This is a genomic window from Candidatus Eisenbacteria bacterium (genome assembly GCA_013140805.1).
In the GTDB taxonomy this organism is placed as follows: domain Bacteria; phylum Eisenbacteria; class RBG-16-71-46; order RBG-16-71-46; family RBG-16-71-46; genus JABFRW01.
The window spans coordinates 15080-38507 of sequence record JABFRW010000044.1; the positions used below are offsets into that span (position 1 = coordinate 15080).

The following is a 23428-nucleotide window of genomic DNA, read 5'->3' on the forward strand; positions in this document are numbered from 1 at the left end:
GCGCGGGCTTCGAAACGCGCGTCGCGCGATTCGGTTTGCGCGTCACGGGCTTCGACTTGCTCGTCGCGCGCTTCGACTTGCGCATCGTGGGCTTCGACTTGCGCGTCGTGGGCTTCGGCTTGGGCGTCACGCGCTTCGGCTTGCGCGCAGCGCGACCGGCGCCCGCAACCGCCGCCGCGGTTCGCTTCGAGCGCCTGCCGGCGCGCCGGGTACCCGATTGAATCGCCATGTCAGCGCCCCTGGATGGTGACGTCGGCGCGGCGGGCGCTCCGAACGGCGGTGCGAATCCGGATCTCGAGCATTCCGTCGCGATACAGGGCCTCGACCTTGTCGGGGTCGGCTTCCCACGGCAGCTCGATCGTGCGGCTGAACTCTCCGAAGTAGATCTCGGCGCGATGGTAATGCTCGGAGGCCGGTTCCTGCGGTCCCTGGCGGCGCCCCGAAACCTCGAGCACCGAGCCGGTGAGGCGCACGCGCACCGACTCGCGCGGAACGCCCGCCAGTTCCAGGATCACGCGGGCGTAGTCGCGGCCCACGACGACGTCGGCGGGCGGGGACCAGGGCTGCTCCGAGAAGTGGGATCCGGGCAGGCGGTGGTAGACCAGATCGCGCCACAAGCGTTCGACTTCACGCTGCGTGCGATCGCTGGGATCGTCGGCGGGCTCTTTCATGGGGCTCCTCGAAGGCCTGGAAAATGACCTTGGAAGCTTACATCCCCTGCGTCCAGATGTGCGACTGGCGCGTCACGGTCAGATCCAACCGCCGCAGAGTCTCCTGATAGACGGCACTGTTCGGCCACGAATGCAGGCCGCACTCGCAAGCGATGTGGCCATCGGGGCGTTCGCTGATCTTGCATTCGCGGTTGTCGCGCAGGCACAACGGACACATCGCTCGAGCCTCCTTGGAGAGGCCGCGGAGTGTAGCGGAACCGGGCTGCGCGCGTCAGGCTTCGAGCGCGTTGGCCTGCGCGATGCGCGACAGCACCGCGGCGCTCTCGCGGCGCACCCGTGGGCGTGCCGGATCGCCGAATCCCACGCCGTAGAGCCCGAAGCGCCCGAAGTAGCCGTCGGCCCACTCGAAGTTGTCGAGCAGCGACCAGTGCAGGTAACCGACCACCGGAACGCCTGCCTCGATCGCGCGGTGCACGTAGCGCAGCGTCTCGACGATCGCACGCGGCCGCAGCCGATCCTCGGCGTCGGCGACGCCGTGTTCGGTGATGAGGATCGGCGTGCGATCGATCGCGATGCGGCGCAGCACCTGCTCGATCCCCGCCGGGTGATGTTCCCAGCCGAGGTCGTTGACGGTTGCACCGGGTGCCGCGACGTGGGCGACCGGTCCCAGCGAGTTCACCTTCCAGCGTGTGTAGTAGTTGAGCCCCAGCCAGTCGAGAGCGCCGGCGAGTGCCGGGACCTGGCGCGAGACGCTTCGCGCGCCGGGAATCGAGAGCCGGATCCGGCCGCTGCGGGGCGCCTCGAGCACTGCGTCGTTGAACACCCGGTTCTCGAACCACGCGCGCAGCACGTCGAGCGGAAACCACGGACGCAGCGGCTCGAGAATCGGATAGTGCTTGGCGAAGCCGACCCTCACCGCGCGGCCGTCGCCGTCGGCATCGATACGATCCTCCGCGTGCAGGATGTGGTAGGCACGACCGTGCGCCTCGAGCAGGTTCGCGATCACCTCGAGTGCCGCGCCATCGTCGCGCCGGCCCGGGGGCCAGACGCCCTCCGAGTAGCTCCGAAACGCGTAGACCTCGGGCTCGTTGACCGTGCACCACCAGTCGACTTCGGCGCCGAACTCACGTGCGCAGAACTGGACGAAACGGTCGAAGTCGTCGAGCGTGACGCGATTCTCCCACCCGCCGCGATCCGCCACCCACAGCGGGTTCGTGAAGTGATGCAGCGTCACGATGGGGGTGAGGTGGTGTCGCCTGAGCGACGCGAACACTGCGTGGTAGTGCGCGATCGCCGCCGCGTCGAAGCGGCCCGGCTCGGGCTCGAGGCGACTCCACTCGAGCGACAGGCGATGCGCGGTGTGATGGTCGCCGGCGGCGAGTGCGAAGTCTTCGTCGAAGCGCTCCCAGTGACGGCACGCCTCGCCGCTGCGATCGCCGCCACGCACCACGTCGGCGAGTTGCTCGAATCGCCACCAGTCGTTCAACTGATTGCCGCCCTCGACCTGATGCGCCGAGGTCGCGGCTCCCCACAGGAATCCGTCCGGAAACGAGAGCAACGACATGCCGGTACGTTAGCATCGGCGGTTCGGAGCCTCGCTACGAGGTGCTTGCGTGCTAGCGTGACCGCGATGGAAGCACGATCGCGAAGCCCCCGGCCGGTGCTCGGCGTGCGCCTCGATGCGCGATGGCGCGAACACGTGCCGCCCGCGTGGCGAGCCGACTGGAACGAGCGAGAGTTCGCGCTCGACCGCGGCAGCACTCGCGTCGTCACGGCCGGCACCGGCCCCCCGGCGCTGCTGCTCCCGCCGCTGCCCGGCTACAAAGAGGCGTGGCTGCGAGTGCTACCGCAGCTCGCGTTGCGCTTTCGCGTCGTCACCTTCGACCTGCGGCTTCACCGCGGCTCAGCGAACGACTGGGCGTCGCACGTCGCGGATGCCGCGCGCGTCGCCGAGGCGTTCGCTCCCGGAGCCGCGCTGGTGGTCGGCCACTCGCTGGGCGGAATGCTGGCGCAACGCTACGCGCTCGCGCACCCGCAGCGCGTTTCGCGGCTGGTGCTGTCGAGCACGTTTCCGCGCGTCGGGTTCGAATGGCGTCAACTGGTGCCGCGGTATCTCGAGCAGCCGCTGGTACTGGCCACTCAGCGCTGGCTGCCCGAGCCGTTGAGCCGCGCAGCCGCGGCCGGCTTCGCGCGACGTCGGGCGTGGGTGTTCGACGCGTGCTGCGACGCCGAGGTGGTCGAGTTCGTGCGATTCGGGATTCGCAACTTCGCACTCTCCGATGCCCGCGCGATGGTGGCGCTGGCGTTCGCGCACGACGCGCGTGCCGAGCTCGAGCGACTCGCGGTGCCGACCCTGGTGGTGGTCGGCGAGTGCGAGACCGCGTGGGCGCTCGCGGCGGCGCGACGACTCGCGGTCGTCCTGCCCGACGCGCGGCTCGTCGAGTTTGCGGACGTCGCCCACCTGCACCCGCTTTCGGCGCCGGATCGGCTGGTGCGGTCCATCGAGGGCTGGCTCGATGCCACCGCGTGAAGATGCGCGGCGGTCCGCCATCCGCTAGGGTGCGGAGTCCATCGCCCGCCCGGAGAAACCCTCGATGAAAGCGACACTGGACACCGACTCGAGCGTACGTCGTGTGCCCCGCGCATCCGCCGTGTGGCAGGGCGCGCGCGCGCGCGGTTCCGTGATGCTCGCGGTCGCGGCGGCGGCGGCGATCGTGACGGGCTGCACCGCGCTTCAGGAGCTGGCCGCGCTGCGCAACGTGGTGTTCGCGTTCGACCGCGTCGCGGACGTACGCGTCGCGGGAATCGCGATCGGCGAAGGAGCGAGCTATTCACGACTCTCGGTCGCGGATCTCGCGCGCGTTGCGGCGGCGGTCGCGAGCCGAAACGTGCCGCTCGAGCTGGTCGCGCACGTGTCGGCCTCCAATCCTGCCGAGAACCGGGTCGCAGCGCGACTCGTCAACGTCGACTGGACGCTGTTCGTCGACGATCGTCGCCTGCTGTCGGGAGTGGTGAACGAGTCGCGATCGATCGCTCCCGGATCGATCGCCGACCTGCCGGTGCCGATCCGCTTCGACCTCTACGAACTGTCGCAGGGCGGAGCGCGCGACCTGTTCGAGACCGCGCTCGCAATCGCCGGATACGGCACGCGGGCACGCGAGCTGCGTTTCGAACTGCTGCCCCGCATCGAGACGACGCTCGGACCGATCCAGTATCCGACCCCGGTCGTGATCCGCCGCGCGGCGCGCTGACGTGGATCGATTTCGCTCGCTCCGACACCCTGCATTTCGCGTGTTCTGGATCGGCCAGCTGGTGTCGGTACTCGGCACCTGGATGCAGTCGGTCGCCCAGGGCTGGCTGATGCACCGGCTCACCGAATCGGCGTGGATGCTCGGGCTGCTGGCGGGGGCGCAGTTCCTGCCGGTCACGCTGTTCTCGCTGTGGGCGGGTGTGGTCGCCGACCGCATGGACAAGCGCCGCATGATCCTCGTCACCCAGGTGCTGTCGATGCTTCAGGCGGTGACACTCGCACTGGTGGTGACGCTGGGCATCGTCGAGCCGTGGATGGTGCTGGTGCTGGCGCTGTTGTTCGGAGTCGTCAGCGCGTTCGACCTGCCGGCGCGGCAGGCGTTCGTCGCCGATCTGGTGCCGCGTGAGGACATGTCGAACGCGATCGCGCTCAACTCGACCGCGTTCAATACCGCGCGCGTGTTCGGTCCCGCGATCGCGGGCGTGCTGCTGGCGACCGCCGGTGAGGCGGCGTGCTTCTGGATCAACGCGCTCAGCTACCTCGCCGTGATCCTTTCGCTGGTGCGCATCGACCTGCCGCGCCGCGATCTTGCGCGCTCGAGCCTTGCCGAGACGCTGGCGCGCTTGAACGAGGGGCTCCGCTACGCGTGGTCGACGAGGCCGGTACGCAACCTGCTCGTGCTGCTCGCGATCGCGGCCGGACTCGGCTTCCAGTACGGACCGCTGCTGCCGGTGTACGCGCGCGAACTGCTGCACGCGGGCCCCGGCGTCTACGGATTGCTCACCTCGGCGTTTGGACTCGGCGCGCTGCTCGCGGCGCTGCTCATGACGCGCCACCACGACCGCTGGGGGCTGCGGCGCAATCTGCTGCTCGGGCTCACCACCGCGGGGATCGGCATGGGGGTATTCGCGTGGTCACGCTACCTGCCGCTGTCGCTCGCCATGGGTTTCGCTGCCGGCTTTGGACTCATTCTCTACGTCGCCACCACCAACACGCTGATTCAGCTGACGATCGAGGATCGCTACCGTGGCCGCGTGATGAGTCTCTACACGTTCATGTTCATCGGCACCTCGCCGCTCGGTGCGTTGATGGCGGGCGTGATCGCGCAGCGCTTCGGCGCTCCGGTCGCGACCAGCGTGTGCGCGCTGCTGTTGCTCGGTTGTGCGCTGTGGATGTCGAATCGCCTGCGCGTGCTGGCCGCGCAGGAACGCGCGCAATCGCCACCCGACTATCCGCAGGCCGACGCCGTGCGGTGAGCGTCACGCGCGGAGTGACGGGGCGCGCGTCTGCACCGACACCGCGCCACTAGCGCGAATTCGGCTCGAACCGCCACACCGTGTCCGCACGCAGCACGCCGACCGGGCGCGCCACCAGGTCGCTCCCGGTGAGGACCCCCCGAGACTGCACCGCCGCGCGCGCTTCGGGTAGCGCGTAGAGCGCGTGCCGACCGCGCCCGGCCTCCGCGAGCAGGGCGTCGAGCTGCCGTTCGAAGTCCGCGCGCGTGGGCACCGCCTCGGAGTCCGGGATCGTCAGCAGTCGGACGCGTGCCAGCACCGGGAGCGCCATCAGCCCCTCGCGCAGCACGGAACGAAGAGGATCGGACACCAGTGCGTCGCCGGCCTCGAAGTGAGTGCGCGCGAACTCGAGCAGGTCTGCATAGGGCGCGTGTGCGACGTCTCGAGCCGGAAGTGCTCGATAGGCGAGATTCGAACTCGCGGCAGCCACAATCGCGGCCACACCCACCGCGCGGGCCGCGACGCGCCAGCGGGCGGGCGGGCTCGGAAGTCCGACGGCGAGGAACGCCAGTGCGAACGGGGGCGCGAACACCCAGAACACGTGATTCCCGGGCTGATACCAGAGCGCGAACGCCGCCAACGCAAGTGCACCGCACGTCACCGCGAGTCGCCCGGCCGGGGTCCGTGAGTCGACGCGGGCCTCCGTGTCGATTCCGTGGGCCGACATGCTTCGGCGCCTCGCCAGGTGAGCAGCGGACGAGCCGAGTGCCCGCAGCCCCAGCGCCGCAGCGGTCCCGGCGGCAAACGCGGTGGCCGCGACTCCCGCCAGCACGCCGGGCTCGAGCCCGCGTCCGGCGCGCAGCGCGTGCAGTGGAATCAACGTGACCCATGCCTCGACCAGTGCGATGCCGGCGCGCGCGAACCCGACGCTCCCCGTGCCGGCGACGAAATCGCTCCGGTCGCGCACCGTCAGCACCCACGCGAGAATCTCCGCGGGTCCGCCCGGCGGCGCCGCGATGCGGCCCGCGATCCAGTAGCCGGACAGCACCGGAACGACCGCCGCGATCACGAAGCTCGCGAGCGACGCGGTGGTGAACCGTCCGCGCAGCGCCTGCCAGCCCAATGCGAGTACTGCGGCAACGACGAACACCACGCTCATCTGGTGGATCAGCACCGCGGCCGCGAGTGTCAGCCCGGCAATGCCCCACGCACGCGCATCGCGGGCCCGCAGCATGAGCCGTGCGGCGGTCAACAACAGGGCGGTGGCCGGGACGATCGCGCCGATCTCGGTCGCGAGACGCGAAACCACGTTCGCGACCGCGACCGCGACCGCCACCCATACCGCGCGTCGCCGCGAGCCTCCGAGCGCTCGAGCGAGCGCTCCCGAAAGGGTGACCAGCGCGCCGCCCGCGATGGCGCTCAGCACGCCAAGGGTCGCGAACGGATCGCGCGCGCCGAACTGCGCCGCGAGCCGGTGCCAGGCGCGGGCCGCCGGCATGAACAGCAGATGGTTGGGGTGGAGCAGCCGGGTCGAGAAGTACCGTTCGGAGACCAGCGGGTCGTCGACCGCGCGAGCGGCCTGAGCGAGCGTCTCCCAAGTCTGCACGTGCGCGAGCAGCAGCGCGTAGCCCACCGCCGCCACCGCACCGATGACGAGCAGTGGAAGCCACCAGGAGGACGCGCGTTTCGGCCGATCGCGCGGCGTCATCGGATCAGCCGTCACCTGGCAATGACGGGCGGCCGCGCGGTGACGTCCCATTGCCAGCGCAGCGTGCGGCCGCTGTGGACCGTGAGCGCCGAGGTGAGCGCGGTGCCGAACACCTCGAACCGCGAGATGCGCGGTCGTGCTTCACCCCATGGAAAGTCGGGGGTGCGCCGCGTCGCGCGGAGCGAGCCGAGCGCCCACAGCGCCGGCCACACGCAGAACAGGCGGTAGCGCACGCGTCTCGCCGGGATGGCGTCGACGTATTCCGGCACCTGAACCAGAGCGCCGCGCGCGCGCGCGGTGAGGCGCTCCGCGAGTGCGTGGACGCCGGCGTTCGGCGTGCCGACCAGATCGGGCACCTCGAGGCCGAACTCGGCCAGCCACGTGGCCGGCAGGTAGCAGCGACCGCGGCGCACGTCCGCAGGCCAGTCGAGCAGGATGTTGGTGAGCTGAAGCGCGCGCCCGACCACCGGTGCCAGCTCGAGGCGCCGCCGGTGCCGCGTCTCGTCGCCGACTCCGTATTCGGCGGCGAACAAATCGGTGAGCATCACACCGACACAGCCGGCGACGATCCAGCAGTAGTCGTCGAGTTCGGCCTCGGTGTCGAGATAGGGCGCGTGCGGCGAACGCGCCGCGGCTCGCGTGGCGTAGCGTCGCATTCCGGTCGCGAGCGTGCGCACTCCGTCGCGCACCGCGTCGCGATGGGCCCCGGGCAACGCGGAGGTCACGCGCAGGACGCGCGGCAGCTCGGCGACCAGTGCCAGGTCGGGCCGGCCGGCCGCGGTTTGCGCCGCCGCTTCGGCGAGCGAGTGCGCCGCCATCGAGTCACCGTCGAGGGCTGCCAGGAACTGGTCGAATCGCGCTCCGATCTCTTCGGGGCTTCCGACCCACGAGTCCTCGAGCGCGTCGGCGGTCCGGCACAGCAGGTAGCCGACGCGCACCGCTTCGCCGAAGTGGGCACGCAGCAGGCGGATATTCAGCGCAAAGGTGCGCGAGACGCGCCCCAGCACGGCGCGGCAGTAGGCGCGGTCGGCGACCAGATCGGTGGGAGTGGACACGGCATGCTAGGTTAGCACTCCCACTCCGCTCCCACGGACTCAACCGCAGGGCCGCATGAAAGGGGCGCCGCTCCCTGGCGCTCAATCTGGCCGATCAACGCGCCGATAACCCGGCAGGCCAAACCATGCGTCCATTCCCGAAGCTTCCACTCTCGCGACTCGCCGTCGCACTCGCGCTGTGCGTGGGACTCGCGTCCCCCGCGAGTGCTCAGGACTATCCGCGCCTCGCGCTGCACGCGCGCCTGTACGGCAACGGATTTCCGTTCATCGGCGGAGGCACCCGACAGGGTCCGATCCTCGATGACGTCGTGCGTGCGGCGGCGCGCTATCACGAGCTCACGATCGGGGCGAGCCCGATCTCGGAGTATCGCCCCGATCTCGCAATCGCATTTCGTCAGGCGCGGCCCGACATTCATCTGTATGCCTACGTGATCGGCCAGGACGTGTGGGAGGGTGCGACCGATCCCGACTCGCTGGTCGACTACATCTCCCGCTATCGGCGACTGGTGCGCGACAACGACGGGTTCCTCTACAACCGGCAGGGTGCGCACTACTCGACCGCGAACGTGAACCTGGCGAAGCGCGGCCTGGCCGGACGCTTCGTGGTCGCCGAGGGCATCGTCGCCCTGTGGCGCGATCTCGTACTCCAGTCGGGACTGTGGGACGGGATCTTCATCGATCAGTACTGCAATTCGCTGGGCTGGAGTCAGACGCCGTCCGAGAGCATCGACTTCGTGCGTGCCGGCTATCCGACGTTTGCGGCGTTCGACGCCGCGTGGCTCGCGGCGACCGATACCATGGCGAGTCAGCTGCGCCGCTTCGCGGGCCCCGACTTCACACTGGTCGGCAACTGCGGTCAGGGCACCAAGTACACGACGTTCAACGGCTGGATGCGCGAGAACTTCCCGTTCCAGAACGGCGGCACCTGGTTCGAGAACATGTTCCGCACTCCGGGCGGATACCTGACCGACGAGACGCGATTCCGCGCTCCGCGTCATGGCTACAACTTCTCCGCCACTTCCAGCTCATCGACGCCGTACAGCGCGGCGAACACCCGCAAACTTCGCTTTGGACTCGGCAGCACGGCGCTCGGCAGCGGATTGCACATCCTCGGGCCCGGAGACCTGGACGCGCTCAACTATCCGTATCACTGGTGGTGGTTCGACGAGTACGCGGTCAACCTGGGTACCGGTCTCGCCGACAGCTCGCAGGCGCATACCGGATGGCTCGGTCAGCCACTCGCCGACGCCTATCAGATGGTATGGGTGGGGACCAATCCTGAACTGGTCGCGAACCACGACTTCGAGAGCGATCTGAGCAGCTGGTCACTGTCGAGTGTCGCCGTGCCCGCGAGCGTGACTCGAGATGCCAGCACGGCGGCGACCGGGCTGTCGTCGGCGCACATCACCGCTCCGGTGCGTGGTTCGGTTTCGTACTCCGTGATCTTCACCGCGACGCCTCAGAACTTCGTCACGCAGGGACAGCTCTACTCCGCGACGTTCTGGGCCAAGGCTTCGCGCCCCGACACGATCTCGGTCGTGGCCTCGGCGCAGCCCACCGGGCTGGTGGCGCTGCGCGACGTGGCCGTGACCAGCGAATGGCGGCAGTACCAGGTCGCGCTGGTGCCCTCGATGTCGTCGCAGACTCACCTGCAGTTCTACCTCGGCTTCCTCGAGGGCGAGCTGTGGATCGACGACGTTCACTTCCAGGCGGGCGCGAGTTCGATGTGGCGGCGCGACTTTCAGAACGGAACCGTGCTCGTGAATCCCGCCACCGGCCCGATGACGGTTCCGCTCGGCCGCCAGTTCCGGAAGATCTTCGGTCTGCACGACCCGCTCACGAACGACGGCTCGTTCGTCACGCAGGTCACGGTGCCGCCGAGCGACGCGCTGTTTCTGATCGGGAGCGATACCACGCCGCCCGCCGCGATCAGCGACATGCGCCCGGTCAACGACCCCTAGCGAGCCTCGCCCGCTTCGCGCCGGACTTGTCGGGAGGCACCGGGCACCTCCGTCGCGCGGCTCCGACGGTTGCAATGCAGGAGCGTTGTGCTAGCGTCCCGCGCCATCGCATCGCATCGCGGCGCCGTCTTTCGCACACTCGCGCCGCGCTCCCGGAGTGCTCGTGAACACCCAGCGCGACTTTCGATTCGCCGCCCGACTCTCGCTCGCGACCGCCGTGCTCATGTACGGGCTCATCGTGCTCGGCTCGGTCGTTCGCACCACGGCCTCCGGGCTCGCCTGCCCCGACTGGCCGCTGTGTCACGGGCGCCTGATTCCGCCGCTGCAATTCAACATTCTGATCGAGTGGTTCCACCGTCTGATCGCGGCGCTGGTGAGCCTCGGATTGGTGGCGACGGCAGCGTGGACCTACGCGCGTCCCGCGGTGCGGGCCCGACTCGGTGTGACCATGGCGATTGCGCTTGTGTTGCTGCCGATCCAGATCCTGCTCGGAGCGCTCACCGTCTGGAAGCTGCTGGATCCCGGCGTCGTCGGCGGACATCTGGCGAACGCGCTGCTGCTGTTCGCGGCGGTGTCGACCTACGCGCTGATCGCGCATCGCGAAGCCTCCGGCGCACCCGAGGCCGCCGCGGACCCCGAGCGCCGCACACTGTTCGTGACCGCCACCGTCGCCACGTTCGCGCAGGCGGTGCTGGGCGGAATCGTGAGCACGAATCACGCCGCGCTCGCTTGCCCCGACTGGCCGACCTGTGACGGCGTGTGGTTTCCGCCGCTCTCCGGCATCGTGGGCATGCAGATGACGCACCGCTACGGAGCCTATGCGCTGGTCGCGCTGATGCTGGTGGTCGCGACCCGCGCGCGCACGGCCGCGAATCCCGCGCTGCGTCGCGGCGGTGCTCAGTTGCTCGGACTCACTCTGTTTCAGGTGGTGATCGGAGTCTGCAACGTGTTCCTGCACGTTCCGGTGTGGCTCTCGGCGCTGCATCTCGCGGTTGCGACTGCCATGATCGCGCGCGCCTTGACGCTCACTTTCCTCAGCGGCGCCGCCGCGGTCGCGCGCGACCCCCGGGTCATCGCGCGATGAGCGTGCAGTCGGCACCGCCCGCGAGCCTCGCGCTCGAGCGCCCGGGGCTGCTGCGCCTGCTCGGCGGCTATCTCGAGCTGACCAAGCCGCGCATCATGCTGCTGGTGCTGGTGACGGCGGTACCCGCGCTCTACATGGCGGGGAACGGATATCCGGGCGCGGTGCGGTTTTGGGGCACGTTGCTCGGCACGGCACTCGCGTCGATGTCGGCGGCCAGCTTCAATCACTGGGTGGACCGCGACATCGACGGGCTCATGCTGCGCACGCGCGATCGGCCACTGCCGGCCGGTCTGTTCCCGGCCTCGCACGCGCTGGCCGTGGGGTTCGGGCTCGCCGCGCTCTCGTGGTGGGTGCTCGCCAGCGTTGCGAACCTGCTGGCAGTGGGGCTCGCGATGGCGTCGATCTTCTACTACGCCGTCGTCTACTCGATGTGGCTCAAGCGTCGCACGCCCCAGAACATCGTGATCGGCGGGGGAGCGGGCGCCTCGGCGCCCCTGATCGCGTGGGCCGCCGTGACCGGCGACCTGGCGCTGCCGGCGGTGCTGCTCGCCGCGATCGTGTTCTTCTGGACTCCGCCGCACTTCTGGGCGCTGTCGCTGTATCGCCGCGAGGACTACCTGCGCGCTGGACTGCCGATGCTTCCGGTCACCCACGGCGAGCCGGAGACTCGGCGACAGATCGTGCTCTACACGCTGGTGCTGGTACCGGTGACGCTGGCGCTCGGCGCACTCGGCGTGGCGGGTCCGCTCTACTCGGTGCCCGCGGCGGTACTGGGTGCGATCTTTCTGTTCTACGCATTGAGACTGCAGCGCAGCGCCGCCACGCCGCACGCGGTGCAGTTGTTCCGCTACTCGATCCTCTACTTGTTCCTGCTGTTCGTGTGCATGACGGTCGACGTGATGGTGCGCACCCGTTAGCCTGCCCGGGCGGCCGGCACCGGCTTGTTGAAGTGCCGCCTATCGTGTATAGAACGCGGTTGATTCGGCCGTTCGCACCCGACCTCGGAGGTGTGGTGAAGGCGCTCGTCCCCGTGCTCATCGCGATGTCGTTGGTGCTCGCCGTGATCGGCTGCATGCGCACGCCACCCGGGCTCGCGCGCGGCAAGGAACTCTACCGGACCTGCGTTCCGTGTCACGGCGACCACGGCGGCGGCAATGCCAGCCTGGCGGCGCCGGCGATTGCCGGACTCCCCGAGTGGTATCTGCAAGCGCAGCTGGTCAAGTTCAAGGGCGGCATTCGTGGGGCGCATCCCGAGGACATGGAAGGCGCCCGCATGCGTCCGATGGCCAGGTCGCTCTACCGTCCCGGGGATCTCGAGTCGGTGGCGAAGTACGTGGCGCAGCTCACGCGCGTGCGGCAGCCGAACACGCTGGCGGGCGGCGACGTGGCGGCCGGCGAGGGTCTCTACGCCGTGTGCGCAACCTGTCACGGCGAGGACGCAGGTGGCATTCAGGACATGAACGCGCCCACACTGCACGGCCAGGCGGACTGGTACCTCTACCACCAGCTCGAGAAGTTCAAGAGCGGCATGCGCGGGGCGCATCCCGAGGACGTGACGGGCCAGCAGATGGCCGCGATGTCCACGATGCTCGAGGACTCCACCGCGATGAGGAACGTCATCGCCTACATCCGCACGCTCGCGAAGTGATCGGAGAGGACGGGACGCATGGCCGACAAAAGTGACGAATTCCCGCCCGACTGGGGCAACTGGCTGGCCAAGCGATCCTATCTGTTCACCCTGCTGGTGACGCTGTTGTTCGCCGCCGGCGCCGTCATCTTCGTTCTACTGCGTTGAGCCGGAGAACCGCGCCATGATGGAGCCCTTCTTCATCAAGAGCTTGTCGAGCTTCTCGGCCGACATCGACAACCTGATCCTGCTCGTCACCGTGCTGGCGGGGTTCTGGTTCGTGCTCGCGGAAGTCCTGTTCTTCTGGCTGATCTTCCGGTTCCGTGCGCGAGCCGGCGTGCGTGCGCAGTACGTGACCGGCAAGGAGAAGCACCTCAAGCGCTGGATCGACATCCCGCACATCTTCATCCTGATCTGCGACGTCGTGATCATCGTCGCGGCGGTCCAGGTGTGGGTGCGCGTCAAACAGACGCTGCCACCGGCCGACGAAACCGTTCGCGTGATCGGGCAGCAGTGGGTGTGGACGTTCGTGCATCCGGGCGCCGACAAGGTGCTCGACACCGCGGACGACATCGCGATCTCGGACGAGCTGCACGTGGTCGCGAATCAGACCTATCACTTCCAGCTCGAGTCGCGGGACGTGCTGCACAGCTTCTTCGTGCCGGTCTTCCGTCTCAAGCAGGATGCGATTCCGGGACGTACGATCGTGGGCTGGTTCAAGCCGACCGCAGCGGGCGCGCACGACATTCTGTGCGCCGAGATGTGCGGGATCGGCCACGGCATCATGGGCGCGCGCATCGTGATCGAGACCCCTGAAGAACACGCGGCATGGGTCGAGGCGCACTCCCCCGTGGTGGACGCGGAACCCGCGGCATCCACCGAGACCCCACCCGCTCCCGAGACCGGCTCCACGTCCGGCTCGGCACATTGACGGCGGAATTCATGTCCCACACGAGTCACACGGAGGCACACGGGGCGGGGGCGGCGCACGCCGACTCGCATCCCCCGCAGTCCTTCTTCCACAAGTACCTGTGGTCGACCGATCACAAGGTGATCGCCATGCAGTACCTGTTCACCGGCATGGCGATGGCGCTGGTCGGCGCGTTCATGGCCTACGTGTTCCGCATGCAGCTCGCGTTCCCCGGGATGTCGGTGCCGGGCTTCGGCGTGGTGTCGCCGGGCGAGTACAACGCCATGATCACGAACCACGGCAGCATCATGATCTTCTGGGTCGCGATGCCGGTGCTGATCGCAGGGTTCGGCAACTACCTGATCCCGCTGATGTGCGGGTGCGACGACATGGTGTTCCCGCGCGTCAATCGACTCAGCTATCAGTTGTTCTTCCTCAGCGTGCTGGTGCTGATCGCGTCGCTGTTCGTGCAGGGCGGCGGCTTCGGCGGTGCGTGGACCGCCTATCCGCCGCTGTCCTCGGTCGCCAAGTACAACCTGACGCCGTGGGGTTCGCTGCTGTGGATCATCGCGGTGGCGCTCGAGTTCGTCGCATTCCTGCTCGGCGGCATCAACTTCATCACCACCGCCATGAATTCGCGTGCCCCCGGCATGAAGGCGTTCGACGTCCCGATCGTGGTGTGGATGATCGTGGTCGCGAGCCTGTTGTTCATGGCCTCGGTCGGCCCGCTCATCGCCGGTGCCGTGATGCTGATCTTCGACCAGACGCTCCACACCGGCTTCTTCGATCCGGCGCGCGGCGGCGATCCGGTGCTGTGGCAGCATCTGTTCTGGTTCTTCGGACACCCCGAGGTCTACGTCGTGCTGCTGCCGGCGATGGGCATCGTGGCCGAGATCATGACGGTGTTCGCGCGCAAGAAGCTGTTCGCCTACCGCATGGTCATCTACTCGGTCATCGCCACCGGGGTGCTGAGCTTTTTCGTGTGGGCGCACCACCAGTTCATTGCCGGCATCGACCCCCGCATGGCGAACATCTTCACCGTCACCACGCTGCTGATCTCGATCCCGATCGCCGAGCTGTGCTTCGTCTACATCGCCACGCTCTACGGCGGCTCGATCCGCCTCACCACGCCGATGCTGTGGGCGCTCGCGTTCGTCGCGGAGTTCCTGATCGGCGGCGTGACCGGCATCTACCTGGGTGCGAGCGGCGCCGACATCTTCTTCCACGACACCTACTTCGTGGTTGCGCACTTCCACTACACGTTCTTCCCGATCGCGATCATCGCGGTGTTCGCGGGCATCACGTTCTGGTTCCCGAAGATGTTCGGCCGCTACATGAACGAGACCTGGGGCAAGGTGCACTTCTGGGGCACCATCATTCCGTTCAACTTGATCTTCATTCCGATGTTCCTGCTCGGAATGGCCGGCGAGCATCGCCGTATCTACGACTACACGCACTTCCCGGATCTGGCACTCCCGGAACTGCAGGCGATGCGCATCCTCGCCACCGTCGCGCTGCTGGTCATGCTGGCGTTCCAGCTCGTGTTCCTCGTCAACTTCGTGCTCAGTCTGATGCGCGGCGCGCGCGCCTCGAAGAATCCGTGGAACGCGAACACGCTCGAGTGGACGGCCGAGTCGCCGCCGCCGCACGGCAACTGGGCGGAGCTGCCGAACTGCTATCGCGGGCCCTACGAGTACAGCGTCCCCGGACGCGAGCTCGACTATTGGCCCCAGGACGAGAAGGCGTGAGGGAGGACGCATCGTGAAGTCGATCGCCACCACTCGCAGCGCGATGAACATCCCGACCGGCCGCCTCGCGGTCTGGTGGGTGCTGGTGTCCGAGATCGTGATCTTCGGCGGCCTGCTGGCGTCGTACCTCATGAATCGGCTCACGCACGCGGACTGGGCCGATCAGGCGGCGCACACCAACACGTGGATCGGCGCCTTCAACACGCTGGTGCTGCTGACCTCGAGCCTCTCCGCGGTGCTCGCGCACCAGGCGGCCGAGAAGGGCGACGGCCCCAAGGCCGCGCGACTGCTGTGGCTCACGGTGCTGGGCGGCGCGACGTTCCTGGTCGTCAAGTCGTTCGAGTGGACGCACGAGATCCGCGAGGGCTTCACGATCACTTCGAGTGGATTCTGGTCCTACTACTACACCGCCGCCGGCCTTCACGCGTTCCACGTGCTGTGCGGCATGATCCTGATGATCTGGGTCGCCTCGACCGCCGCCAAGAATCAGGAACTCCACCGCGTCGAGAACATCGGGATCTACTGGCACTTCGTCGACATCGTGTGGATCTTCCTGTTCCCGCTGCTCTACATCGCCAAGTAGTCCGGAGACCGACCGCATGTCCGCGCACGCGAAAACGCACGATGAAGGCCACGCGCCGGGGGCGGGACATCACCGCAACTACGTGAAGATCTGGGCGATCCTGCTGGTGCTCCTCATCGTCAGCGTCACCGGCCCGATGCTCGGCATCCGCGTGATCACGCTCATCACCGCGTTCGGAATCGCGCTGGTGAAGGCCTACATCGTGGCGAAGAACTTCATGCATCTCGACGTCGAGAAGCCGATCGTGCACTGGGCGCTCGCGGTGGCGCTGCTGCTGATGGTGGTGTTCTACGCCGGCATCGCGCCCGACGTCCAGAAGCAGAGCGGCACGCACTGGAAGAAGGCCAAGGTCGAGTCGCACGCGCCGGCGCACGGGAGCGGTCACGAAGGGCACTAGGCGATGAGCACCTCGATGGGTTCCGCGATCGAACCGGCGCGCCGCGCGAAGACCGACCAGGGCGTGTTCGGCATGGCGCTGGTGGTGTTCGTCGAAGTCATGCTGTTCGCGGGCTTCCTGTCGGCGTACATGATCGCCCGCAGCTCGGTCGCGCCGGGCCTGTGGCCGCCGCCCGACCAGCCGCGACTGCCGGTCGAACGCACGCTGCTCAATACTGCGGCGCTGATCGTGAGCGGCATCGTGCTCTACCTGACCCAGCGCGCGGCCACGCGCCGCGGCATCGCGAGCGTCGGACCCGGCCTGTTCGCGACTCTCGCGTTCGGCGCGTTCTTCGTGGGCTTTCAGGGCATCGAGTGGGCGGGCCTGCTGCGTCAGGGCTTCACGCTGACGTCGAGCCAGCTCGGTGCGTTCTTCTACGTGATCATCGGCGCGCACGCCCTGCATGCGGTCGCGGCACTGATCGGGCTGGTCGCGTGCGTCGTGCGTCTGCGTGCGGCTCGCCTCACGCCGTCGTTTCTCGGCGCGGCGGCGCTGTTCTGGTACTTCGTGGTCGCGGTGTGGCCGTTCCTCTACTGGCAGGTGTACCTGTGAGCGGGAGCAGCCTCGGCGTGGTCGGCGGGCGCGCGTCGCGCGCGCTGTCGAGCCTGGTGCTGGCCGCCGGGACGATTGCGCTCGGCGCCGGGGTCGCGACGGCCTGTGCGGTGTGCGGGCAGGGGCTCGGCAACGATCAGACCGCCTTCCTGCGCTCGACCGCGGTGCTCTCGCTGCTGCCGCTGGCGCTGATCGCGGGCGGCATCGTGTGGATCCGCCGCCGCTCGCCGGAGCTCACGCGGCGCGGCGAGTTCGAGGAGCGCGAGGTGCTGGCGCCGCCTTCGGAGTCCGGCTCCGAACCGCCGCAGGAGCCTCGCGACCCCTAGAAAAGGGTCGAGCCCCGGAGGGCGGACCCCCCGAGGCTCCCGAATTGGTAGCGGGGGCTGGATTTGAACCAGCGACCTTCGGGTTATGAGCCCGACGAGCTACCAGGCTGCTCCACCCCGCATCAACAGGGGCGGAACTTAGCGGCGGCTGCCCGAGGGTGTCAAGCGCGCCGGCCGCGATGAAACGCTGGAAGCTCGGGGTTCGGCGTTGCGCGCCGCGAGCACGGTGGCTATTCTCCCGCGTCTCGACCGGGACCCAACCGCCGTCTGCGTGCCCGAAACCGTTCCAACTTCGGAGGTTCGTGTTGTTGATTCGAATCCGGTCCGTCGCCTTTGCCGCATCACTCGCGGTCCTCGGCCTGGCCGGCCAGGCGCTCGAAGCCTCGGCCGCTGCGGAAATTCACCGGCTGAACCTGATGATCTCGGCGAATCCGACCTCGATCGCGGGCGGCGGGTTCAACGAGTACCTCGACGACATCAATCAGCAGTTCCTGGTGCCGCTCGGCTGGGAGACGATCAAGGAGATCAAGTTCGGCTGGTCCTACGAGGCCGAGCTGCGCTATTTCGTGCGCCCCAACGTGGCGATCGCGGCCGGAGTCGGAACGCTCAACTCCACCTCGAAGCGCGAGTTCCTGCCCGCGCTGCAGACCAGCATCAATCTGCAGGCCTCGGTCGAGACGACCCCGATTCACGTCGGGGCCGCGTATTACCTGGCGCCCTACAATCAGGGCGACTTCCAGGCACGGACCTACATCGGCGCCGGGCTCGTGTCGGCGGCGAGCACGCAAGTCACGTTCATGCAGGACGTGGTTGCGAACTCGGCGCGCAATGCGATCGAGTTCTCGGGCGGGCAGAGTTCGCCGGGCTACTACCTCGAGACCGGCGCGCACATGTTCTTCGCCTCGCGTTGGTCGGTGGTGCTGGGCGGGGTCTACCGGGACGTTCAGCTGCGCGAGATCCAGCTCTACGCGAAGGACCTGGTGAATCCGGCCACCCCGCCGTTTCCAGCCGGCCAGACCTCGCTCGATCTGCGCGGCGGCGCGGTGCGGATGGCGGTGCTCTACGGATTCTAGGCGAGCGGCCGTGCGGCGCGCGGCTTAGAGGCTGTCGACCGATTCACCGTCGAAGCGATAGATCGTCTCGTTGGGAGAGGCGAATCCATTGCGCTCTCGCAGTACGCGTTCGGCGAGCGCTCGGCGACGGCGCGGTTCCGCCAGCTCGTTCTCGAGTCGATCGATCTCCGCCCGCGTGGCGGTGAGCTGCGCTTCGGACCGGCGCGTTTCGCGGTCGAGGCTCGAGAGCTTCCACAGACTGTGCTCGCTCAGGAACACCGTGTAGACGGCCCACAGCGCGAGCAGCGCCCACAGCCACGGCACGCGTCGAAGCAACGGGGCATCGCCGCGCGCGAACGACGAGCGGTGTCGGGCGAGACGTCTCGAAATGTCGCGCATGCGGACCTCCGTGTCCGTGGCGCCCCGATCGAAGGCGGCACCCGCCGCCTTGGAGCAGTGCTCCTCACGCGGGCGAACCCGCGCGCGTTCAGCCGGGGCGCCGCAACGCGGCGCGTCCGGGGTACTCGGCCGACGCTCCCAGCTGTTCCTCGATGCGGAGCAGCTGGTTGTACTTGGCGACGCGATCGGTGCGACACAGCGAGCCGGTCTTGATCTGGCCCGCGTTGGTCGCCACCGCCAGATCCGCGATCGTGACGTCTTCCGTTTCGCCCGATCGATGCGAGATCACAGCGGTGTAGCCGGCCCTCTGCGCCATCTCGATCGAGGCGAGCGTTTCGGTCAGCGTGCCGATCTGATTCACTTTCACCAGGATCGAATTCGCGACTCGTTCGCGAATCCCGCGCTCCAACCGAGTGACGTTCGTGACGAACAGGTCGTCGCCGACCAGCTGCACCTTGTCGCCGAGCCGCCGGGTGAGCGCCGCCCAGCCGGCCCAGTCGTCCTCGGCCAGCCCGTCCTCGATGCTCACGATCGGATAGCGCTCGCACAGTCCGGCGTACCAGTCGACCATTTCGCCGGATGTCAGCTTGCGATCGCCTTCGCCCGCGAGACGGTAGACGCCTTCGCGGTACAGCTCGCTGGCGGCGACGTCGAGCGCCAGCGCGATGTCCTCGCCGGGACGATAACCGGCCGCATCGATCGCCTCGATCAGCACCTTGAGCGCGGCTTCGTTGGAATCGAGATTGGGCGCGAAGCCGCCCTCGTCACCCACCGCGGTCGCCAGCTTCTTCTTCTTGAGCACGGCTGCGAGCGCGTGGAAGACCTCGGCGCCCCACCGCAATGCCTCGCGAAACGACGTGGCGCCGACCGGGACGATCATGAATTCCTGCAGGTCCACGTTGTTGTCAGCGTGCGCGCCACCATTGACAACGTTCATGAGCGGGACCGGAAGTCGGCGGGCGTGCGGCCCCCCCAGATAGCGATAGAGCGGAAGATCCCGGCTCGCGGCGGCCGCCTTGGCGACCGCAAGCGACACGCCGAGCATTGCGTTCGCGCCCAGCTTGCCCTTGTTCGGGGTGCCATCCAGCTCGATGAGCCGGCGATCGATCCCGATCTGGTCGAGGGCGTCGAGGCCGAGCAGCGCCCCCGCGATCGCCTCGTGGACGTTCCGGACCGCGTTCTGGACGCCCTTGCCCCGATAGCGGCGGGCATCGGCGTCCCTCAGCTCGAGCGCCTCGTGCTCGCCGGTCGAGGCTCCGGACGGCACTGCGGCCCGGCCGTGGGCGCCATCTTCGAGGATGCAGTCGACCTCGAGCGTCGGGTTTCCACGTGAATCGAGGATTTCTCTGGCGTGCAGCGTCGCGATCATGGACATGGTCGCGGCAGGCTAAGGAGGGGCTCGATGCGCGTCAAGGCCGCGATTCGACGCAGCGTGCGAAATGCGACAGCTGACGTGGTCTTGACCCTCCCCATGGGCCCCCCTAACGTGCGCCGCCATGAAACCTTCGGTCCTTGGCCGCCGTAGCCGGGCGTGAGTACGACAAAGCAGTGAGCGGGGAGGAAGCCGGGATCGTCCGGCGGTGCCTCGCGGGCGACGAGAAGGCCTATCGGGAGCTGATCGAGCTCTATCAGGCGCAGGTCTTCTCGCTGGCTCTGCGGATGCTTCGGCGTCGGGAAGACGCGGAGGACGTCACGCAGGAGGCCTTCGTCCGCATGTTCCGTGCGCTCGATCGCTACGACCTCGAACGGCCGTTTGGGGCGTGGCTGTTCACGATCGCCTCTCGGCTCTGCATCGACGTGATCCGTCGCCGCAAGCATCTGCCGATTTCGTTGACGCGGCAGGAGACCGGCAGTCACGAGGAGTACGAGATCGAGGTCGAGGATCCAGGGCTCGGCCCCGACGAAGTGACGAGCCGCTCCGAAGAGGAGCGGCGCATGGACGACCTGATTCAAAGCCTGCCGCCGCACTACCGGATCGTGGTGGTGATGCGGCACCAGCAGGACCTGACGTACGACGAAATCGCCGCGGCGCTGCATCTGCCTCTCGGCACTGTCAAGGCTCGGATCCACAGGGCGCGCGAACTGTTGAAGACGCGCCTGCTGAGCCGTAGCGAAGGAGCGGAAACATGATCCCGTGCCGCGATGGCGACCGTCTTCAGGACTACCTGGACGGACTCCTGCCGGAGAGTGAGCACCGGGCACTCCGCACCCATCTCGAGCGCTGCGACGCGTGTCGCTCCGAGCTGGCGCTCTACGAGCGACTTCTCGAGCGGCTCGACGCGATTCCGATCCGGGACCCGGGCGTGGCGCTCACCGAGCGCATTCTCGATCGCGTGGTGCCGTCGCGCGTCCGCGCGCGCTGGACCTCGGCAATCGGCTGGTCCTATACCGCGGTCTCCTCGGCGCTCACGTTCGTGCTCATCTCGTGGATGGCGCGCCCGGGAACCTCGGCATGGCTCGAGTCGCGATTCGCGGATCTCTATTTCCAGTACACCTCCGAGGCGATCTTCACCCTGCACACCCTGACCGCGGCGCTGCTGCAGGTCGGTGATGGCTGGGGATTGCTCGGCGTGATCGGCGAACGAGCATTGCCGCTGGTGCGCGCATTCGCGCTGCCGCTGGCGAGTCCCATGGTGGTCGGGATCTCGTCTCTGGCGGCGGTGACTGCCGCACTGCTGCTGGCGTGGCTGAGCCCGCATTCGCTCACTTCGCGCATCCTTCGAAAGGGAGAACGAAATGTCGAAGTGGTCGGATTCTGATCGCGGGCTGACGCGGCGCCTTTCCGCGGTCGGATTCGGATCGCTCGTGCTGCTCGCACTGTGGTGCGGGGCCGCATTCGCGTCGCGAGTGCGGGTGAGCCCGGCAGGAGTGGTGGTCGATCAGGCCGACTCGAGCTCCGATTCCGCGGGTGTTCACGTGAGTTTCGACGGTCATCCCGGTGTGCACCTCGATCTCGACGACAACGGGCGCGGAATCGTGCGCATGTGGTCGGACGTTCGCGTCGGCCCGGGGGAGATCGTCGACGGCGACGTGGTCACGATCTTCGGCTCGGCACTCATCGAGGGGCATGTGACCGGCGAGGTGGTCGCGGTGCTGGGCTCGATCCGGCTCGAGCCCAACGCCGAGATCGACGGCGACGCGGTGAGCGTCGGCGGTGGCGTGTGGACCGACGACAGCGCATCGATCGGCGGGCAGACGGTGTCGATCGGACTGCTGCCGGTCGCGTGGGGTATGCCCGCGCTTCCGTGGCTGCTGCTGCTGTTCGGGCTCAAGTGGCTGGTGTTGTTCGTGGTCGGGGCGGCCTTCGCGGCGCTGTTTCCGCAGCCGTTCGTGCGCGTGGCGCAGACCGCCAGTCGTCGCACCGGCCTCTCGCTGCTGGTCGGCGTGCTCTCGGGTCCTGCGACCCTGTTCGCGGCGGTCCTGCTGATGGTGACCGTGATCGGAATCCCGCTCGGGCTCATCCTGCCGATCGTGATGATCTTCCTGTCGGTCGCGGGCTGGTCGGCTGCGAGCTACGTGCTGGGTTGCAAGCTGGTGCGGCGACCGATCGGAAGCGGATCACTGATCGCCCCGTTGCTCGCCGGTTCGGCGTTCGTCGTGGTGTTCTTCCTGATCGCTTCGGCGTTCGCGGTGACGACCGGCGTGACGCGTGCGGGGGCGCTGTTCTTCGGGCTCCTCGGCATGCTGCTCACGATCGGGCTCTGTCTGATCGGTACCGGCGCGATGCTGCTCTCCAGGCTGGGCCGCACACCCGGCGATGCGAGTCCCGCTCCGCTGGGCGATCCGCTCGGAGCCATGCACGCGTCCGCGACCGCGGTCGCTCCGGGGGCTTCCGGCCCGGCGTAGCCGGCTGGGTGCTCCGCCGCACCCGCTCGAGTCGGACTGGGGGAGGCTTCCCATCGGTGCACTCGAAGCCTCGCTTCTTGCGCACATTGCGACTCGCGACATGCGATTCATGCCGTTGTCGCACAACGCTTTATGAGCGGCTTCGCGGAGCCGCGCAGCACCCCGTCGCGACGCTTCGGACGGCACGAGAGTGGCGATAGTGAGATCGCATGGACGCTCACATGCTCACGCGCCGCGCGACGCTCGGACTGGCGGGATCTGCACTTGCGCTCGGGCTCATGGTGCGCGCTGCGCGTGGCGAGCCCGCATCTGCCACTCCGACGAGCGCGAGTAAGATCCGCATCCACGATGCCGACGAGACATTGCGCGACTACTGCGAGTGGGATGGAACCTGCTGGTGGCTCACGCTTCCGAGCGGGACGCGCTTCGAGCTGATCGGCTCGACGCACGATCCCGCGATCCTCAACCCCGGCGACGGCGAGTTCCACCCGTTCGACGCGGCCGAGGTGCGAGCGGCGCTCGCGGCGGTCCGCTATCCGCTCGAGGGTGTCGCGTGCGAGATTTTTCTGCTGCCGTACCCGCGCCGATTCGGGCTCGACTCGGCCGCCGATCGCGAGCTGATCCTGCTGTCGCCCGGCGTTCGATCGTTGTCTCCCGAGCGTCAGCACGCCGAAGTCGTTCATGAACTCGGGCACGTGATGCACCTGGCGCGGCTACCGGATCACGACCTCGCGGGGTGGGCGAACTACCGCGGCATGCGCGGCATCGCGGACGCGCAGACCTACGCGCCCGACGCGCCGCACGCGAATCGCCCGCACGAGATCTTCGCCGAAGACTTCCGCGTCCTGTTCGGCGGCGCGCTCGCGGTCCGCGATGGCGCGATCGAGAACGCCGCGATCGCGCCACCCGCCGCGGTCGTCGGCCTCGAGGGTTTCCTGCTCGGCCTGTCGGGGGTCGTGTTCGACAGGCTCGCGGCGGCGCGCAC

The 23428-nt window shown here is 68.2% G+C and carries 26 protein-coding genes and 1 tRNA gene; 19 read left to right on the forward strand and 8 right to left on the reverse strand.

Annotation, left to right across the window (positions count from 1 at the left end):
- Nucleotides 1-35: 35 nt before the first annotated feature.
- Nucleotides 36-221: a hypothetical protein gene (locus HOP12_04225; protein NOT33360.1), complete on the forward strand. Its 186-nt coding sequence runs from the start codon at nucleotides 36-38 to the stop codon at nucleotides 219-221.
- A gap of 9 nt (nucleotides 222-230) precedes the next feature.
- On the opposite strand, the gene HOP12_04230 is transcribed toward HOP12_04225, so the two are convergent.
- Genes HOP12_04230 through HOP12_04240 form a run of 3 tightly spaced genes read right to left on the reverse strand, consistent with a single transcriptional unit; the run spans nucleotide 231 to nucleotide 2235 of the window.
- Nucleotides 231-671 carry an Hsp20/alpha crystallin family protein gene (locus HOP12_04230; protein ID NOT33361.1) on the reverse strand — a complete coding sequence of 147 codons (441 nt, stop codon included), beginning with the start codon at nucleotides 669-671 and terminating at the stop codon, nucleotides 231-233.
- Between the two features lie 37 nt (nucleotides 672-708).
- Nucleotides 709-888: a hypothetical protein gene (locus HOP12_04235; protein ID NOT33362.1), complete on the reverse strand. Its 180-nt coding sequence runs from the start codon at nucleotides 886-888 to the stop codon at nucleotides 709-711.
- A gap of 54 nt (nucleotides 889-942) precedes the next feature.
- Nucleotides 943-2235, reverse strand: a complete 1293-nt coding sequence (locus HOP12_04240; GenBank protein ID NOT33363.1) for a glycoside hydrolase family 1 protein — start codon at nucleotides 2233-2235, stop codon at nucleotides 943-945.
- Between the two features lie 66 nt (nucleotides 2236-2301).
- On the opposite strand from HOP12_04240, the gene HOP12_04245 reads away from it, so the two are divergent.
- The 3 genes from HOP12_04245 (at nucleotide 2302) to HOP12_04255 (ending at nucleotide 5177) form a co-directional block, all read left to right on the forward strand.
- Nucleotides 2302-3201: an alpha/beta hydrolase gene (locus tag HOP12_04245; GenBank protein ID NOT33364.1), complete on the forward strand. Its 900-nt coding sequence runs from the start codon at nucleotides 2302-2304 to the stop codon at nucleotides 3199-3201.
- 64 nt (nucleotides 3202-3265) lie between these two features.
- On the forward strand, nucleotides 3266-3922 hold the full coding sequence (locus tag HOP12_04250) for an LEA type 2 family protein (GenBank protein NOT33365.1): 657 nt from the start codon (nucleotides 3266-3268) through the stop codon (nucleotides 3920-3922).
- Between the two features lies 1 nt (nucleotide 3923).
- On the forward strand, nucleotides 3924-5177 hold the full coding sequence (locus HOP12_04255) for an MFS transporter (GenBank protein NOT33366.1): 1254 nt from the start codon (nucleotides 3924-3926) through the stop codon (nucleotides 5175-5177).
- A 49-nt stretch (nucleotides 5178-5226) separates the two neighbouring features.
- Here HOP12_04255 and HOP12_04260 read toward each other — a convergent pair whose 3' ends face one another.
- Nucleotides 5227-6864, reverse strand: coding sequence for a hypothetical protein (locus HOP12_04260; protein ID NOT33367.1), 1638 nt, complete (start codon nucleotides 6862-6864; stop codon nucleotides 5227-5229).
- Nucleotides 6865-6875: 11 nt separating this feature from the next.
- Nucleotides 6876-7919 carry a squalene/phytoene synthase family protein gene (locus tag HOP12_04265; GenBank protein ID NOT33368.1) on the reverse strand — a complete coding sequence of 348 codons (1044 nt, stop codon included), beginning with the start codon at nucleotides 7917-7919 and terminating at the stop codon, nucleotides 6876-6878.
- Nucleotides 7920-8044: 125 nt separating this feature from the next.
- Here HOP12_04265 and HOP12_04270 point away from each other — a divergent pair, with 125 nt between their 5' ends.
- The 10 genes from HOP12_04270 (at nucleotide 8045) to HOP12_04315 (ending at nucleotide 17146) form a co-directional block, all read left to right on the forward strand.
- A complete protein-coding gene (locus tag HOP12_04270) occupies nucleotides 8045-9880 on the forward strand; it encodes a hypothetical protein (GenBank protein ID NOT33369.1) in 1836 nt (611 codons plus the stop codon).
- A gap of 163 nt (nucleotides 9881-10043) precedes the next feature.
- Complete coding sequence (locus HOP12_04275) at nucleotides 10044-10964, forward strand: COX15/CtaA family protein (GenBank protein NOT33370.1); 921 nt, start codon at nucleotides 10044-10046, stop codon at nucleotides 10962-10964.
- On the forward strand, nucleotides 10961-11881 hold the full coding sequence (locus HOP12_04280) for a protoheme IX farnesyltransferase (protein NOT33371.1): 921 nt from the start codon (nucleotides 10961-10963) through the stop codon (nucleotides 11879-11881). The genes HOP12_04275 and HOP12_04280 overlap by 4 nt, the downstream gene beginning before the upstream one ends.
- Nucleotides 11882-11976: 95 nt before the next feature.
- On the forward strand, nucleotides 11977-12612 hold the full coding sequence (locus HOP12_04285; GenBank protein NOT33372.1) for a c-type cytochrome: 636 nt from the start codon (nucleotides 11977-11979) through the stop codon (nucleotides 12610-12612).
- A gap of 163 nt (nucleotides 12613-12775) precedes the next feature.
- Nucleotides 12776-13522 (forward strand): cytochrome C oxidase subunit II, encoded by a 747-nt coding sequence (locus HOP12_04290; GenBank protein ID NOT33373.1) that lies wholly within the window; start codon nucleotides 12776-12778, stop codon nucleotides 13520-13522.
- An 11-nt stretch (nucleotides 13523-13533) separates the two neighbouring features.
- Nucleotides 13534-15249, forward strand: a complete 1716-nt coding sequence (locus HOP12_04295; protein ID NOT33374.1) for a cytochrome c oxidase subunit I — start codon at nucleotides 13534-13536, stop codon at nucleotides 15247-15249.
- 43 nt (nucleotides 15250-15292) lie between these two features.
- Entirely contained in the window at nucleotides 15293-15832 is a 540-nt protein-coding gene (locus HOP12_04300) for a cytochrome oxidase subunit III (protein ID NOT33375.1), read from the forward strand.
- Nucleotides 15833-15848: 16 nt separating this feature from the next.
- Complete coding sequence (locus HOP12_04305; protein NOT33376.1) at nucleotides 15849-16229, forward strand: cytochrome C oxidase subunit IV family protein; 381 nt, start codon at nucleotides 15849-15851, stop codon at nucleotides 16227-16229.
- A gap of 3 nt (nucleotides 16230-16232) precedes the next feature.
- On the forward strand, nucleotides 16233-16820 hold the full coding sequence (locus tag HOP12_04310; protein ID NOT33377.1) for a hypothetical protein: 588 nt from the start codon (nucleotides 16233-16235) through the stop codon (nucleotides 16818-16820).
- The gene (locus HOP12_04315; protein NOT33378.1) at nucleotides 16817-17146 is read left to right on the forward strand and encodes a hypothetical protein; all 330 of its coding nucleotides are present in this window, start codon (nucleotides 16817-16819) and stop codon (nucleotides 17144-17146) included. The genes HOP12_04310 and HOP12_04315 overlap by 4 nt, the downstream gene beginning before the upstream one ends.
- A gap of 45 nt (nucleotides 17147-17191) precedes the next feature.
- Here HOP12_04315 and HOP12_04320 read toward each other — a convergent pair.
- Nucleotides 17192-17268: transfer RNA gene (locus tag HOP12_04320), tRNA-Met, on the reverse strand.
- Between the two features lie 183 nt (nucleotides 17269-17451).
- Here HOP12_04320 and HOP12_04325 point away from each other — a divergent pair.
- Nucleotides 17452-18219, forward strand: a complete 768-nt coding sequence (locus HOP12_04325; GenBank protein NOT33379.1) for an outer membrane beta-barrel protein — start codon at nucleotides 17452-17454, stop codon at nucleotides 18217-18219.
- Between the two features lie 24 nt (nucleotides 18220-18243).
- Here the strand turns inward: HOP12_04325 and HOP12_04330 are convergent, their stop codons facing one another.
- Nucleotides 18244-18597, reverse strand: coding sequence for a septum formation initiator family protein (locus HOP12_04330; GenBank protein NOT33380.1), 354 nt, complete (start codon nucleotides 18595-18597; stop codon nucleotides 18244-18246).
- A gap of 88 nt (nucleotides 18598-18685) precedes the next feature.
- Entirely contained in the window at nucleotides 18686-19972 is a 1287-nt protein-coding gene (gene eno / locus HOP12_04335) for a phosphopyruvate hydratase (GenBank protein ID NOT33381.1), read from the reverse strand.
- 137 nt (nucleotides 19973-20109) lie between these two features.
- On the opposite strand from eno, the gene HOP12_04340 reads away from it, so the two are divergent.
- The 4 genes from HOP12_04340 to HOP12_04355 all read left to right on the forward strand — a co-directional run.
- Nucleotides 20110-20727 carry a sigma-70 family RNA polymerase sigma factor gene (locus HOP12_04340; protein ID NOT33382.1) on the forward strand — a complete coding sequence of 206 codons (618 nt, stop codon included), beginning with the start codon at nucleotides 20110-20112 and terminating at the stop codon, nucleotides 20725-20727.
- Complete coding sequence (locus HOP12_04345) at nucleotides 20724-21356, forward strand: hypothetical protein (protein NOT33383.1); 633 nt, start codon at nucleotides 20724-20726, stop codon at nucleotides 21354-21356. Before HOP12_04340 ends, HOP12_04345 begins: the two co-directional genes overlap by 4 nt.
- Complete coding sequence (locus HOP12_04350; protein ID NOT33384.1) at nucleotides 21334-22443, forward strand: hypothetical protein; 1110 nt, start codon at nucleotides 21334-21336, stop codon at nucleotides 22441-22443. The genes HOP12_04345 and HOP12_04350 overlap by 23 nt, the downstream gene beginning before the upstream one ends.
- A 209-nt stretch (nucleotides 22444-22652) precedes the next feature.
- Nucleotides 22653-23428: hypothetical protein (locus tag HOP12_04355; GenBank protein NOT33385.1), on the forward strand; the 776-nt coding region annotated here is incomplete at its 3' end.

Excerpts from the sequence above, each read along its gene's own strand:
- HOP12_04230 (NOT33361.1), bottom strand. The coding sequence starts at position 671 with ATGAAAGAGCCCGCCGACGATCCCAGCGATCGCACGCAGCGTGAAGTC.
- HOP12_04235 (NOT33362.1), bottom strand. The coding sequence starts at position 888 with ATGTGTCCGTTGTGCCTGCGCGACAACCGCGAATGCAAGATCAGCGAA.
- HOP12_04240 (NOT33363.1), bottom strand. The coding sequence starts at position 2,235 with ATGTCGTTGCTCTCGTTTCCGGACGGATTCCTGTGGGGAGCCGCGACC.
- HOP12_04245 (NOT33364.1), top strand. The coding sequence starts at position 2,302 with ATGGAAGCACGATCGCGAAGCCCCCGGCCGGTGCTCGGCGTGCGCCTC.
- HOP12_04250 (NOT33365.1), top strand. The coding sequence starts at position 3,266 with ATGAAAGCGACACTGGACACCGACTCGAGCGTACGTCGTGTGCCCCGC.
- HOP12_04260 (NOT33367.1), bottom strand. The coding sequence starts at position 6,864 with ATGACGCCGCGCGATCGGCCGAAACGCGCGTCCTCCTGGTGGCTTCCA.
- HOP12_04270 (NOT33369.1), top strand. The coding sequence starts at position 8,045 with ATGCGTCCATTCCCGAAGCTTCCACTCTCGCGACTCGCCGTCGCACTC.
- HOP12_04280 (NOT33371.1), top strand. The coding sequence starts at position 10,961 with ATGAGCGTGCAGTCGGCACCGCCCGCGAGCCTCGCGCTCGAGCGCCCG.
- HOP12_04290 (NOT33373.1), top strand. The coding sequence starts at position 12,776 with ATGATGGAGCCCTTCTTCATCAAGAGCTTGTCGAGCTTCTCGGCCGAC.
- HOP12_04295 (NOT33374.1), top strand. The coding sequence starts at position 13,534 with ATGTCCCACACGAGTCACACGGAGGCACACGGGGCGGGGGCGGCGCAC.
- HOP12_04300 (NOT33375.1), top strand. The coding sequence starts at position 15,293 with ATGAACATCCCGACCGGCCGCCTCGCGGTCTGGTGGGTGCTGGTGTCC.
- HOP12_04305 (NOT33376.1), top strand. The coding sequence starts at position 15,849 with ATGTCCGCGCACGCGAAAACGCACGATGAAGGCCACGCGCCGGGGGCG.
- HOP12_04310 (NOT33377.1), top strand. The coding sequence starts at position 16,233 with ATGAGCACCTCGATGGGTTCCGCGATCGAACCGGCGCGCCGCGCGAAG.
- HOP12_04330 (NOT33380.1), bottom strand. The coding sequence starts at position 18,597 with ATGCGCGACATTTCGAGACGTCTCGCCCGACACCGCTCGTCGTTCGCG.
- eno (NOT33381.1), bottom strand. The coding sequence starts at position 19,972 with ATGTCCATGATCGCGACGCTGCACGCCAGAGAAATCCTCGATTCACGT.
- HOP12_04345 (NOT33383.1), top strand. The coding sequence starts at position 20,724 with ATGATCCCGTGCCGCGATGGCGACCGTCTTCAGGACTACCTGGACGGA.
- HOP12_04350 (NOT33384.1), top strand. The coding sequence starts at position 21,334 with ATGTCGAAGTGGTCGGATTCTGATCGCGGGCTGACGCGGCGCCTTTCC.